General features: G+C 50.8%; 21 protein-coding genes. 4 read left to right on the forward strand and 17 right to left on the reverse strand.

Going from position 1 to position 12,706, the window contains the following annotated elements; translation table 11 throughout:
• Positions 1–14: 14 nt before the first annotated feature.
• From fmt to mscL, 4 genes are all read left to right on the forward strand, one after another.
• Positions 15–962: a methionyl-tRNA formyltransferase gene (gene fmt, locus AM379_RS05695; protein ID WP_106503531.1), complete on the forward strand. Its 948-nt coding sequence runs from the start codon at positions 15–17 to the stop codon at positions 960–962.
• Between the two features lie 52 nt (positions 963–1,014).
• Positions 1,015–2,301 carry a 16S rRNA (cytosine(967)-C(5))-methyltransferase RsmB gene (gene rsmB, locus AM379_RS05700; protein ID WP_032679086.1) on the forward strand — a complete coding sequence of 429 codons (1,287 nt, stop codon included), beginning with the start codon at positions 1,015–1,017 and terminating at the stop codon, positions 2,299–2,301.
• A gap of 22 nt (positions 2,302–2,323) precedes the next feature.
• Positions 2,324–3,700 carry a Trk system potassium transporter TrkA gene (gene trkA, locus AM379_RS05705; protein ID WP_014171891.1) on the forward strand — a complete coding sequence of 459 codons (1,377 nt, stop codon included), beginning with the start codon at positions 2,324–2,326 and terminating at the stop codon, positions 3,698–3,700.
• Positions 3,701–3,846: 146 nt separating this feature from the next.
• Positions 3,847–4,260, forward strand: coding sequence for a large-conductance mechanosensitive channel protein MscL (gene mscL / locus AM379_RS05710; protein WP_014171892.1), 414 nt, complete (start codon positions 3,847–3,849; stop codon positions 4,258–4,260).
• On the opposite strand, the gene AM379_RS05715 is transcribed toward mscL, so the two are convergent.
• From AM379_RS05715 to rpsN, 17 genes are all read right to left on the reverse strand, one after another.
• Positions 4,261–4,476 (reverse strand): alternative ribosome-rescue factor A, encoded by a 216-nt coding sequence (locus AM379_RS05715; RefSeq protein ID WP_032679088.1) that lies wholly within the window; start codon positions 4,474–4,476, stop codon positions 4,261–4,263. It abuts the gene before it with no gap.
• Positions 4,477–4,533: 57 nt separating this feature from the next.
• Positions 4,534–4,956, reverse strand: a complete 423-nt coding sequence (gene zntR / locus AM379_RS05720; protein WP_014171894.1) for a Zn(2+)-responsive transcriptional regulator — start codon at positions 4,954–4,956, stop codon at positions 4,534–4,536.
• 2 nt (positions 4,957–4,958) lie between these two features.
• Positions 4,959–5,327, reverse strand: coding sequence for a DUF1992 domain-containing protein (locus AM379_RS05725; protein ID WP_014171895.1), 369 nt, complete (start codon positions 5,325–5,327; stop codon positions 4,959–4,961).
• A gap of 107 nt (positions 5,328–5,434) precedes the next feature.
• Positions 5,435–5,821 carry a 50S ribosomal protein L17 gene (rplQ, locus tag AM379_RS05730; protein ID WP_001216372.1) on the reverse strand — a complete coding sequence of 129 codons (387 nt, stop codon included), beginning with the start codon at positions 5,819–5,821 and terminating at the stop codon, positions 5,435–5,437.
• Positions 5,822–5,861: 40 nt separating this feature from the next.
• Positions 5,862–6,851: a DNA-directed RNA polymerase subunit alpha gene (locus AM379_RS05735; RefSeq protein ID WP_002919219.1), complete on the reverse strand. Its 990-nt coding sequence runs from the start codon at positions 6,849–6,851 to the stop codon at positions 5,862–5,864.
• 25 nt (positions 6,852–6,876) lie between these two features.
• Positions 6,877–7,497: a 30S ribosomal protein S4 gene (gene rpsD, locus AM379_RS05740; protein ID WP_004868345.1), complete on the reverse strand. Its 621-nt coding sequence runs from the start codon at positions 7,495–7,497 to the stop codon at positions 6,877–6,879.
• Between the two features lie 32 nt (positions 7,498–7,529).
• On the reverse strand, positions 7,530–7,919 hold the full coding sequence (rpsK, locus tag AM379_RS05745; protein ID WP_003863312.1) for a 30S ribosomal protein S11: 390 nt from the start codon (positions 7,917–7,919) through the stop codon (positions 7,530–7,532).
• 16 nt (positions 7,920–7,935) lie between these two features.
• Positions 7,936–8,292: a 30S ribosomal protein S13 gene (rpsM, locus tag AM379_RS05750; protein WP_003863308.1), complete on the reverse strand. Its 357-nt coding sequence runs from the start codon at positions 8,290–8,292 to the stop codon at positions 7,936–7,938.
• 146 nt (positions 8,293–8,438) lie between these two features.
• Positions 8,439–8,555: a 50S ribosomal protein L36 gene (gene rpmJ, locus AM379_RS05755; protein WP_000868187.1), complete on the reverse strand. Its 117-nt coding sequence runs from the start codon at positions 8,553–8,555 to the stop codon at positions 8,439–8,441.
• A gap of 31 nt (positions 8,556–8,586) precedes the next feature.
• Entirely contained in the window at positions 8,587–9,918 is a 1,332-nt protein-coding gene (gene secY / locus AM379_RS05760; protein ID WP_014171896.1) for a preprotein translocase subunit SecY, read from the reverse strand.
• 7 nt (positions 9,919–9,925) lie between these two features.
• The gene (rplO, locus tag AM379_RS05765; protein WP_003863304.1) at positions 9,926–10,360 is read right to left on the reverse strand and encodes a 50S ribosomal protein L15; all 435 of its coding nucleotides are present in this window, start codon (positions 10,358–10,360) and stop codon (positions 9,926–9,928) included.
• A 3-nt stretch (positions 10,361–10,363) separates the two neighbouring features.
• On the reverse strand, positions 10,364–10,543 hold the full coding sequence (rpmD, locus tag AM379_RS05770; RefSeq protein ID WP_003863301.1) for a 50S ribosomal protein L30: 180 nt from the start codon (positions 10,541–10,543) through the stop codon (positions 10,364–10,366).
• Between the two features lie 6 nt (positions 10,544–10,549).
• A complete protein-coding gene (rpsE, locus tag AM379_RS05775) occupies positions 10,550–11,050 on the reverse strand; it encodes a 30S ribosomal protein S5 (RefSeq protein ID WP_003863299.1) in 501 nt (166 codons plus the stop codon).
• A 14-nt stretch (positions 11,051–11,064) separates the two neighbouring features.
• Positions 11,065–11,418, reverse strand: a complete 354-nt coding sequence (rplR, locus tag AM379_RS05780; RefSeq protein ID WP_013099023.1) for a 50S ribosomal protein L18 — start codon at positions 11,416–11,418, stop codon at positions 11,065–11,067.
• Positions 11,419–11,427: 9 nt separating this feature from the next.
• Positions 11,428–11,961, reverse strand: coding sequence for a 50S ribosomal protein L6 (rplF, locus tag AM379_RS05785; protein WP_003863296.1), 534 nt, complete (start codon positions 11,959–11,961; stop codon positions 11,428–11,430).
• Between the two features lie 12 nt (positions 11,962–11,973).
• Positions 11,974–12,366, reverse strand: coding sequence for a 30S ribosomal protein S8 (gene rpsH / locus AM379_RS05790; RefSeq protein ID WP_006178918.1), 393 nt, complete (start codon positions 12,364–12,366; stop codon positions 11,974–11,976).
• A gap of 30 nt (positions 12,367–12,396) precedes the next feature.
• A complete protein-coding gene (gene rpsN / locus AM379_RS05795; RefSeq protein WP_003863291.1) occupies positions 12,397–12,702 on the reverse strand; it encodes a 30S ribosomal protein S14 in 306 nt (101 codons plus the stop codon).
• Positions 12,703–12,706: the final 4 nt, after the last annotated feature.

Here is a 12,706-nt window from a genome sequence, read left to right on the forward strand (position 1 = left end):
ATACAAGGATCATCGTGTCTAAATCACTACGTATTATCTTCGCGGGAACCCCTGATTTTGCAGCGCGTCATCTTGACGCGCTGTTATCTTCTGGCCACCAGGTTGTTGGCGTGTTTACCCAACCGGATCGCCCGGCTGGCCGTGGTAAAAAACTGATGCCAGGTCCTGTTAAGGTGCTGGCAGAAGAGCATGGGTTACCTGTTTTCCAGCCAGCATCCTTGCGCCCTCAGGAAAACCAGCAGCTTGTCGCTGACCTGAATGCCGATGTAATGGTGGTGGTGGCTTACGGTTTAATTCTGCCAAAAGCTGTGCTTGATATGCCTCGCCTGGGTTGCATTAACGTGCATGGTTCTTTGCTTCCACGCTGGCGTGGGGCAGCACCTATTCAGCGCTCTTTATGGGCGGGTGATGCTGAAACGGGCGTCACAATCATGAAGATGGATGTAGGTTTAGACACCGGTGACATGCTTTATAAACTGGCCTGCCCCATTACGGCCGAGGATACCAGTGCCACCCTGTATGACAAGCTGGCAGAGCTTGGCCCGCAAGGGCTGATTGAAACCCTCCTGCAGATTGCGAATAATACGGCGAAACCTGAAGTTCAGGATGAAGCGCTGGTCACTTACGCTGAAAAACTGAGTAAAGAAGAAGCCCGGATTGACTGGTCTCTGTCAGCGGCTCAACTTGAACTCTGCATTCGCGCCTTTAATCCATGGCCGATGAGCTGGATGGTTATCGACGAGCAGCCGGTGAAAGTCTGGAAAGCCTCCCTTATTGACGGTCACACAACGGCTGAGCCCGGTACGATTATCGACGCCAGCAAGAACGGTATTCAGGTAGCTACCGCACAAGGGATCCTGAATCTGGAATCGCTACAACCTGCGGGTAAGAAGGCGATGAGCGCACAGGATTTGTTAAATTCTCGTCGCGAATGGTTTATCCCGGGCAATCGCCTTGCCTGACCTCATTTAATTTTAGCGCCCGGTGTTTCCGGGCATTTTTATTTTTACGGTTATGAAAAAACAAAATTTACGCAGTATGGCGGCTCAGGCCGTTGAGCAGGTTGTCGAGCAGGGCCAGTCATTGAGCAATATCCTGCCAGCTTTGCAGCAAAAAGTGTCCGACAAAGACAAAGCCCTGCTTCAGGAGCTCTGTTTTGGCGTCCTGCGCACGCTTTCTCAGCTCGAGTGGCTGGTTAATAAGCTGATGTCACGTCCAATGACCGGCAAGCAGCGCACCGTGCATTATTTGATTATGGTTGGCTTCTATCAGCTTCTTCACACGCGTATCCCGCCTCATGCCGCACTGGCTGAGACAGTGGAAGGTGCCGTTGTGATTAAACGTCCTATGCTGAAAGGGTTGATTAATGGCGTTCTGCGCCAGTTCCAGCGACAGCAGGAAGAGCTTCTGGCTGAGTTCGGGCAAAGTGAAGCACGTTATCTGCATCCTGACTGGCTCCTGAATCGCCTTAAAAAAGCCTGGCCAGAGCAGTGGCAGGCAATTGCCGACGCGAATAATCAGCGTCCGCCGATGTGGTTACGCGTCAACCGTAATCACCATACGCGCGACGCCTGGCTGGCTTTACTGGAAGAGGCTGGAATGAGCGGCTTCACACATGAAGCATATCCTGACGCTGTGCGTTTAGCCTCTCCTGCGCCGGTACATGCTTTACCTGGTTTTGATGAAGGCTGGGTGACCGTACAAGATGCTTCCGCGCAGGGCTGCATGGCCTGGCTGGAACCTAAAAACGGCGAGCACATCCTCGATCTCTGTGCCGCGCCAGGCGGTAAGACGACGCATATTCTGGAAGTGGCCCCTCAGGCAAACGTCATGGCCGTGGATGTCGATGAGCAGCGTCTTTCACGCGTCTATGACAACCTTAAGCGCCTGGGAATGAAAGCGCAGGTTAAGCAAGGCGATGGCCGCAAACCCGCAGAATGGTGTGGTGAAACGCAATTCGATCGCATCTTGCTGGATGCTCCCTGCTCGGCAACCGGCGTTATTCGTCGCCACCCGGATATCAAGTGGTTGCGTCGCGATCGCGATATCAAGGAACTGACCCAACTGCAATCCGACATTCTTGATGCCATTTGGCCACACCTGAAGCCAGGAGGCACGCTGGTCTATGCGACCTGTTCGGTCCTTCCGGAAGAAAACAGTCAGCAGATTGCAGCCTTCCTTAAACGTACCCCGGATGCAGTGCTACACAACACGGGCACGCCTGAACGCCCAGGCCTGCAGAATCTGCCGGCCGCTGAAGAAGGTGATGGCTTCTTTTACGCTAAGCTAATCAAAGAGTGATGTTGAGAACAGGTCACGAGATATGAAGATAATCATTCTGGGTGCCGGACAGGTTGGTGGGACGCTGGCTGAAAACCTTGTTGGCGAAAATAATGACATCACGATTGTCGATACCAATGGCGATCGGCTGCGTGTTTTACAGGACAAATTTGACCTTCGCGTCGTGCAAGGTCATGGCTCGCACCCGCGTGTCCTGCGTGAAGCGGGCGCCGACGATGCTGACATGCTGGTTGCGGTAACCAGTTCTGACGAAACCAACATGGTGGCATGTCAGGTGGCCTATTCGCTGTTCAACACGCCGAACCGGATCGCGCGCATCCGCTCCCCGGACTATGTCCGGGATGCAGAGAAGCTGTTTAATTCCGAAGCGGTCCCTATCGACCATCTTATCGCTCCAGAACAGCTGGTTATCGACAATATCTACCGCCTGATCGAATATCCTGGTGCGCTGCAGGTGGTGAACTTCGCCGAAGGTAAAGTGAGCCTGGCGGTCGTTAAGGCCTATTACGGCGGCCCATTGATCGGTAATGCGCTCTCCACCATGCGTGAGCATATGCCGCATATTGATACCCGCGTTGCAGCCATTTTTCGCCATGACAGACCAATTCGCCCACAGGGTTCAACCATAGTCGAGGCAGGTGATGAAGTCTTCTTCATCGCGGCATCTCAGCATATTCGCGCGGTAATGAGCGAACTGCAGCGTCTCGAAAAACCGTATAAACGCATTATGCTCGTTGGCGGTGGTAATATCGGCGCGGGACTGGCGCACCGGCTGGAAAAAGACTACAGCGTGAAGCTGATCGAGCGCGATCAACAGCGCGCGGCTGAGCTGGCTGAAAAGCTGCAAAACACCATCGTGTTTTATGGTGATGCCTCAGATCAAGAGCTGCTGGCAGAAGAGCATATTGATCAAGTTGATCTGTTTATTGCCGTTACTAACGACGACGAGGCGAACATTATGTCCGCCATGCTCGCCAAACGTATGGGGGCAAAAAAGGTCATGGTGCTTATTCAACGCCGCGCCTACGTTGACCTCGTGCAGGGAAGCGTTATTGATATCGCGATATCACCACAGCAAGCAACCATTTCAGCCCTGCTGAGCCATGTTCGTAAAGCGGATATTGTTGGCGTATCCTCCCTTCGCCGCGGTGTGGCTGAAGCCATTGAAGCCGTTGCTCATGGTGATGAAACCACATCACGCGTTGTGGGCCGCGCTATCGATGAAATTAAACTGCCACCGGGAACAATTATTGGTGCCGTGGTGCGTGGAAACGACGTGATGATTGCGAATGATAATTTACGTATCGAGCAAGGCGACCACGTCATTATGTTCCTTACCGATAAAAAATTTATTACCGACGTCGAACGTTTATTCCAGCCAAGTCCATTCTTCCTGTAATCAATCAGGTGCTTATAAAAGGGCACCTGATTATTAACCCTCTTATTCCCATGCCTTTTATTTTTCATAACGATTAATTATCCCCAATGGAAATTAACTAATCATTTGTTAAACTTATAATCGTCAGTTGGCTCAAGGAGAAGAAAATGAGTTTAGTTAAAGAATTTCGCGAATTTGCGATGCGCGGGAATGTGGTGGATCTGGCAGTGGGTGTCATTATCGGTGCAGCGTTCGGTAAGATCGTTTCATCACTGGTAGCCGACATTATTATGCCTCCCCTCGGACTGTTAATCGGGGGCATTGATTTTAAACAGTTTGCCGTGACGCTTCGGGATGCACAGGGGGATGTCCCTGCCGTTGTTATGCATTATGGCGTTTTCATTCAGAACATATTTGATTTCGTGATCGTGGCGTTCGCCATTTTTATGGCTATCAAGCTTATCAATAAGCTTAACCGTAAAAAGGCTGAAGAACCGGCTGCGCCGCCTGCTCCGACAAAAGAAGAAGTGTTATTGACTGAAATTCGCGATCTGTTGAAAGAGCAAAATAACCGCTCTTAATCAGACGTTGAAAAAAGGAAGGCCAGTGGTAAAAAAGCGATTCGCTTGCTTGCCACTGGCCTCCCAGTTACCCCGTTTTGCATGTTTCCCTTTTCGTAAATAACTCCCTTTTCCTTTTTTATTCTTCTCAATACGCTGCCTGAAAAGCGGGTCGTGGAGCAGGGCCTCAATGGCATTGTCCTGAATTTTCCCTTTCGTATGCTGATAGCGGCTCATAATTTCTCCTGAGCATGGTGTATGTCGACGGGAGTCTAGTCCCGCATGAAGTAAAAATCAACAGCCCTGGGTTCCACTGGCCCCCTGTTCAAGGGCTTCAAGAATTGAACAATAAATACTGCTATGAGCTGTACCGCAGCAGGCGTCATTCAACCGTTGCAGAGAACGCTGCATGGTCTGCAGTTCCTGTATACGCGCTTCAACTTCATCAAGCCTTGCCTGTACGATGCTCTTCGACTCCTGGCAAGTATGGTGTTCAGGATCGATGCGGATCGAAAGTAACTCGCGGATCGAGTCCAGCGTGAAACCAAGCTGGCGAGCGTAGCGGATAAACCGTAAGCGCTGCAGGTCATGATCGGTATAGAGTCGAAATCCACCTTCAGTACGAACCTCGTGATCAATCATCTGCTGCTTTTCGTAATAGCGGATAGTGTCCGGCGTTACGTTAGCAAGCCTGGCAAGTTCACCGATACGGTACATGGTTATTCCTCATTGATTTTCTGCATTAGCCTGTCACTGTACTCACCGTGCAAAAAGTCTGTGCTCATTCCGGCCTGACGCATTTTGAGTTCGATGAGAGCCAGTCGACGGCTAATTTCACGGTGGCTGGGATCATCCTTGCGAATCCCTTTCAGCAGGTCAGCCAGTTGCATGGCCTCTTTACGCTGCTCCAGTTCCGGTGGTAAACAACCGGCATTTTTGAGTAAGCGATATCCGGCCCGTAATTCAGGGGCAACATGCGAATCATCATCAAGCACTAACGGCTCACCGCGTCCCGCAAGGTTATCAAATTCGCCTTTTCGCTGAGCATCGCTGATATGGCGTTCTGCCCACTGGTCGAGCAACCACATGAATAACTCCAGAGGATGAACAGAAAAGATACAGATATTGTAGAGAAGTGGGGATTCAGCGGATATAAAAAAACCCGCCGAAGCGGGTTTTTTTACGTTACTACAGATTACTCTGCAGCAGCTTCTGCTTTAGATTCTGAACGATCAACCAGCTCGATGTAAGCCATCGGAGCGTTGTCGCCTGCACGGAAGCCACACTTCAGAATACGAGTGTAACCACCGGCACGGCTCGCGAAACGCGGACCCAGTTCGTTAAACAGTTTTGCCACGATCTCGTTATCACGAGTACGGGCGAATGCCAGACGACGATTTGCAACGCTGTCAGTCTTGGCAAGAGTAATCAGCGGCTCAACTACGCGACGCAGCTCTTTCGCTTTAGGCAGGGTCGTCTTGATGATTTCATGACGAACCAGTGAACCTGCCATGTTGCGGAACATAGCCTGGCGATGGCTGCTGTTGCGGTTCAGTTGACGACCACTCTTACGATGGCGCATGACCTTATCCTTCTCAGTAAAACCTTAACCTGTGATCCGGTTACTCGTCAGCAATGCTTGCTGGTGGCCAGTTTTCCAGGCGCATGCCCAGAGACAGACCACGTGAAGCCAGCACGTCTTTAATCTCGGTAAGAGATTTTTTACCCAGGTTCGGCGTTTTCAGCAACTCAACCTCGGTACGCTGTACCAGATCACCGATATAGTGGATAGCTTCTGCCTTGAGGCAGTTAGCAGAGCGGACAGTCAATTCGAGATCGTCAACAGGGCGCAGCAGGATCGGATCGAATTCTGGTTTCTCTTCTTTCACTTCCGGCTGACGAACATCACGTAAGTCAACGAAAGCTTCCAGTTGTTCTGCCAGGATGGTTGCCGCACGACGAATCGCCTCTTCAGGATCGATTGTGCCGTTGGTTTCCATTTCGATGACCAGCTTGTCCAGGTCGGTACGCTGTTCTACACGCGCTGCTTCAACATTGTAGGCAATACGCTCTACAGGGCTGTAGCATGCGTCGACCAGCAGACGGCCGATTGGGCGCTCATCTTCTTCCGAATGAATTCGGGCAGAAGCCGGCACATAACCACGACCGCGCTGAACTTTGATACGCATGCTAATCGCTGCGTTCTCATCGGTCAGGTGGCAGATCACGTGCTGCGGCTTGACGATTTCAACATCACCGTCGTGGGTGATGTCGGCTGCAGTCACAGGGCCAATGCCAGATTTATTCAGAGTAAGAATAACTTCATCTTTACCCTGAACTCTCACCGCCAGCCCTTTCAGGTTGAGCAGGATTTCAAGGATATCTTCCTGAACGCCTTCTTTGGTGCTGTACTCATGAAGTACACCATCAATCTCAACCTCGGTCACCGCGCAACCCGGCATCGATGAGAGCAGAATACGGCGCAGTGCGTTACCCAGAGTATGGCCAAAGCCACGCTCTAAAGGCTCAAGGGTCACCTTGGCGTGCGTCGAACTCACTTGCTCGATATCTACCAGGCGCGGTTTTAGAAACTCTGTCACAGAACCCTGCATTGTGTCCTCTCTTTGGTACTAAGCTTTACTTGGAGTAAAGCTCGACGATCAGGTGTTCGTTAATGTCCGCAGACAGATCAGAACGTTCTGGCTGACGCTTGAACGTACCTTCCATCTTGCCAGCATCAACTTCCAGCCAGGTTGGCTTTTCACGCTGCTCAGCCAGCTCCAGAGCGGCTTTCACGCGAGATTGCTTTTTCGCTTTCTCACGAATGCTAACAACGTCATTCGCTTTAACCTGATAAGAAGCGATGTTAACAACACGACCGTTTACCATGATTGCTTTATGGCTAACCAACTGGCGTGATTCAGCACGAGTCGCGCCGAAGCCCATACGGTAAACAACGTTGTCCAGACGACCTTCCAGCAGAGCCAGCAGGTTTTCACCTGTGTTGCCTTTCAGACGTGCTGCTTCTTTATAGTAGTTACGGAACTGACGCTCCAGCACACCGTACATACGGCGAACTTTTTGCTTTTCACGCAACTGCACACCATAGTCAGACAGACGCGGTTTACGCGCACCGTGCTGGCCAGGAGCTTGTTCAATTTTACACTTGGTATCGATCGCGCGAACGCCAGACTTAAGGAATAAGTCGGTGCCCTCACGACGGCTCAGCTTGAGCTTAGGACCCAAATATCTTGCCATTTTCTATCTCCAACTAACCTAAAAAACGAGCGTTATACGCGACGTTTTTTCGGCGGACGACAACCGTTATGAGGGATCGGAGTCACATCAGTAATATTCGTGATGCGGAAACCAGCGGCGTTCAGAGCGCGAACAGTAGATTCACGACCCGGACCCGGACCTTTAACCATAACTTCCAGATTCTTGATGCCGTATTCTTTTACGGCTTCTGCGCAACGCTCTGCTGCAACCTGAGCTGCAAACGGAGTGGATTTGCGAGAACCACGGAAACCGGAACCACCGGCTGTTGCCCAACCCAAAGCGTTACCCTGACGATCAGTAATAGTAACGATGGTGTTGTTGAAAGAAGCATGGATATGAGCCACGCCGTCAGAGACTTGTTTTCTTACACGTTTACGTGCACGAACTGGTGCCTTTGCCATTATTCAATCACCCCGATTATTTCTTGATCGGTTTGCGCGGACCCTTACGGGTACGTGCGTTGGTCTTAGTACGCTGACCGCGCACTGGCAGACCACGACGATGACGCAAACCGCGATAGCAACCAAGATCCATCAGGCGCTTGATGCTCATGCTGATTTCACGGCGCAGATCACCTTCAACGACAAATTTGGCAACTTCGTCACGCAGCGTGTCGATTTGTTCTTCAGACAGCTCACTGATCTTAACATCTTCAGCGATACCCGCTGCAGCCAGAATGGCTTTGGAACGGGTCTTGCCGACGCCATAGATCGAAGTTAATGCGATCACAGCATGTTTCTGATCAGGAATGTTAATGCCTGCTATACGGGCCACTATGCACTCCTACTATTTAATATGTACGCACCATGCTGAAAAGCCCGTTTTCAGGATACTCAAATGGAAACGTACAGACATACAAAAGATTGGCTGGCTAATCTAGCCAGCTCAACCCAACTTTGCAAGAAAAATATGCGAAATAATCAGCCTTGGCGCTGTTTATGCTTCGGCTCGGCACTGCAAATCACACGGATGACACCATCACGCTTAACGATTTTGCAGTTACGGCATAATTTCTTGACGGAAGCACGAACTTTCATTTTTACTCTCCGTAACTTCTCAGGCGACCATTTAGCGGCCGTAGCCTTTCAGGTTCGCCTTCTTCAATGCAGACTCATACTGACTGGACATCATCAGAGTTTGCACTTGAGCCATAAAGTCCATAATCACGACAACAACGATAAGCAGTGAGGTCCCACCGAAGTAGAACGGTACCTTCATTGCATCACGCATGAACTCCGGGATCAGGCAGATAAAAGTAATATAAAGCGCACCAACCAAAGTCAGGCGAGTCATTACTTTATCGATATACTTCGCCGTTTGCTCTCCCGGACGAATTCCTGGTACAAATGCACCGGACTTCTTCAGGTTATCTGCTGTTTCACGCGGGTTGAAAACCAACGCCGTGTAGAAGAAACAGAAGAAGATGATCGCAGACGCATAGAGTAACACATAAAGTGGTTGCCCAGGCTGCAAATACAGCGAAATTGTTGTCAGCCAGTTCCAACCAGTACCGCCCCCGAACCATGACGCGATGGTTGCCGGGAACAGAATAATACTGGAAGCGAAGATAGCCGGGATAACCCCCGCCATGTTCACTTTCAGCGGTAAATGTGTGCTCTGTGCAGCATAGACACGACGACCTTGTTGACGCTTAGCGTAGTTCACCACAATGCGGCGTTGACCACGTTCAACGAAGACAACAAAGAACGTCACTGCAAATACTAATACTGCAACCAACAGCAACAGGAGGAAGTGCAGGTCGCCTTGACGCGCTTGCTCGATAGTGTGGGCAATGGCTGGCGGGAGACCCGCAACGATACCAGCGAAGATAATGATTGAGATACCGTTACCGATACCACGCTCAGTAATCTGTTCGCCGAGCCACATCAGGAACATTGTTCCTGTGACCAGACTTACAACAGCGGTGAAATAGAATGCAAAGCCTGGGTTTAATACCAGGCCCTGCATACCAGGCATATTCGGCAGACCGGTAGCAATACCGATCGACTGGAATATTGCCAGCACCAGAGTGCCGTAACGGGTGTACTGGCTTATCTTACGACGTCCAGACTCCCCTTCTTTCTTCAGTTCTGCCAGGGCCGGATGAACGACCGTCAGCAGCTGGATAATAATCGATGCCGAAATATACGGCATGATACCCAGAGCGAAGATAGAAGCACGGCTGAGAGCACCACCAGAGAACATGTTAAACATTTCAATGATGGTGCCTCGCTGTTGCTCAAGCAGTTTGGCAAGTACAGCGGCATCGATACCAGGGATCGGAATAAAAGAGCCAACACGGAACACAATCAGCGCGCCGATAACAAACAGCAGTCTGCGTTTCAGCTCGCCAAATCCACCTTTGGCACTTTGAAAATCTAATCCCGGTTGCTTAGCCATCTGCTACTTATTCCTCAATTTTACCGCCAGCGGCTTCGATAGCAGCACGAGCACCTTTAGTAACACGCAGGCCACGAACAGTTACCGGAGTAGAAACTTCACCAGCCAGGATCACTTTCGCGAACTCGATCTGGATACCGATAATGTTTGCCGCTTTCAGCGTGTTCAGGTCTACAACGCCGCCTTCAACTTTCGCCAGGTCAGACAGACGGATTTCCGCTGTAATCGCTGCTTTGCGAGAAGTGAAGCCGAACTTCGGCAGACGACGGTACAGTGGCATCTGGCCACCCTCGAAACCGCGACGTACGCCACCGCCAGAACGAGAGTTCTGACCTTTGTGACCACGACCACCGGTTTTGCCGAGGCCAGAACCGATACCACGACCCAGGCGTTTACCCGCCTTTTTAGAGCCTTCGGCCGGAGACAGAGTATTTAAACGCATCTCTTACTCCTCAACTTTAACCATGAAGTAAACCGCGTTGACCATACCACGAACAGCGGGAGTATCCTCACGCTCAACGGTATGACCAATACGACGCAGACCCAGGCCAAGCAGCGTTGCCTTGTGTTTCGGCAGACGACCGATTGCACTGCGGGTTTGAGTGATTTTAATAGTCTTTGCCATGGTCAATTACCCCAGAATTTCTTCAACGGATTTACCACGCTTGGCAGCGACCATTTCTGGAGAATTCATATTTTCCAGGCCATCAATAGTTGCACGAACCACGTTAATCGGGTTGGTGGAACCGTATGCTTTAGCCAGAACGTTATGAACCCCAGCAACTTCCAGAACGGCGCGCATTGCACCACCGGCGATGATACCGGTACCTTCTGAAGCTGGCTGCATGAATACACGAGAACCCGTATGAACACCTTTAACTGGGTGCTGCAGGGTACCGTTGTTCAGCGCGACGTTAATCATATTGCGACGGGCTTTTTCCATCGCTTTCTGGATCGCTGCTGGAACTTCACGCGCTTTACCGTAACCAAAACCAACGCGACCGTTACCATCGCCAACTACAGTCAGAGCTGTGAAGGAGAAAATACGACCACCTTTAACGGTTTTAGATACGCGGTTAACCGCGATCAGCTTTTCCTGCAGTTCGCCAGCCTGTTTTTCGATGTGAGCCATCTTACACCTCTACCTTAGAACTGAAGGCCAGCTTCACGGGCAGCATCTGCCAGTGCCTGGACACGACCATGATATTGGAACCCGGAACGGTCAAAGGAAACATTGCTGATGCCTTTTTCCAGAGCGCGTTCTGCAACAGCTTTACCTACAGCTGCAGCGGCGTCTTTGTTACCGGTGTACTTCAATTGCTCTGCAATAGCTTTTTCTACAGTAGAAGCAGCTACCAGAACTTCAGAACCGTTTGGTGCAATGACCTGTGCGTAAATATGACGCGGGGTACGATGTACCACCAGGCGAGTTGCACCCAGCTCTTTGAGCTTGCGGCGTGCGCGGGTCGCACGACGGATACGAGCAGATTTCTTATCCATAGTGTTACCTTACTTCTTCTTAGCCTCTTTGGTACGCACGACTTCGTCGGCGTAACGAACACCCTTGCCTTTATAAGGCTCAGGACGACGGTAGGCGCGCAGATCTGCTGCAACCTGACCGATCAGCTGTTTATCAGCGCCTTTCAGCACGATTTCAGTCTGGGTCGGACATTCTGCAGTGATACCGGCCGGCAGCGGATGCTCAACAGGGTGTGAGAAGCCCAGAGACAGGCCTACTGCATTCCCTTTGATAGCTGCACGATAACCTACACCAACCAGTTGAAGCTTTTTAGTGAAGCCTTCGGTAACACCAACAACCATTGAGTTCAGCAGGGCACGCGCGGTACCAGCCTGAGCCCATCCATCCACGAAACCATCACGTGGACCGAAGGTCAGAGCATTATCTGCATGTTTAACTTCAACAGCTTTGTTGAGGGTACGAGTCAGCTCGCCGTTTTTACCTTTGATCGTAATAACCTGACCGTCGATTTTTACATCAACGCCGGCAGGAATAACGACCGGTGCTTTAGCAACACGAGACATTCTTTCCTCCGATTAGGCTACGTAGCAGATAATTTCGCCACCAAGACCAGCCTGGCGCGCTGCACGATCAGTCATAACACCTTTAGAGGTAGAAACAACTGCGATACCAAGACCAGCCATAACTTTAGGCAGCTCATCTTTTTTCTTATAGATGCGCAGACCTGGGCGGCTGACACGCTGAATGCTTTCTACAACAGCTTTACCCTGGAAATACTTGAGAGTAAGTTCCAGTTCCGGCTTGGTGTCGCCTTCAACTTTAAAATCTTCGATAAAACCTTCTTCCTTCAGCACGTTGGCAATTGCCACTTTCAGCTTGGCGGAAGGCATGGTGACCGCAACTTTGTTCGCGGCCTGACCGTTACGGATACGGGTCAGCATATCCGCGATCGGATCTTGCATGCTCATCTGTCTTTACTCCCGTGATTCAATTGGTAATTACCAGCTAGCCTTTTTCAAGCCTGGTACTTCACCGCGCATGGCGGCTTCACGCAGTTTGATACGGCTCAACCCAAACTTGCCCACATAACCATGTGGACGACCTGTTTGACGACAGCGGTTACGCTGACGAGACGGGCTGGAATCACGCGGCAGAGACTGCAGCTTGAGAACCGCATTCCAACGATCTTCGTCGGAAGCGTTCACATCAGAAATGATCGCTTTCAGTTCAGCGCGTTTAGCGAAGAATTTATCAGCTAAAGCTACGCGTTTTACTTCGCGTGCTTTCATTGATTGCTTAGCCATTCAG

The organism is Enterobacter cloacae complex sp. FDA-CDC-AR_0132 (assembly GCF_003010695.1).
Classification (GTDB): Bacteria; Pseudomonadota; Gammaproteobacteria; order Enterobacterales; family Enterobacteriaceae; genus Enterobacter; species Enterobacter ludwigii.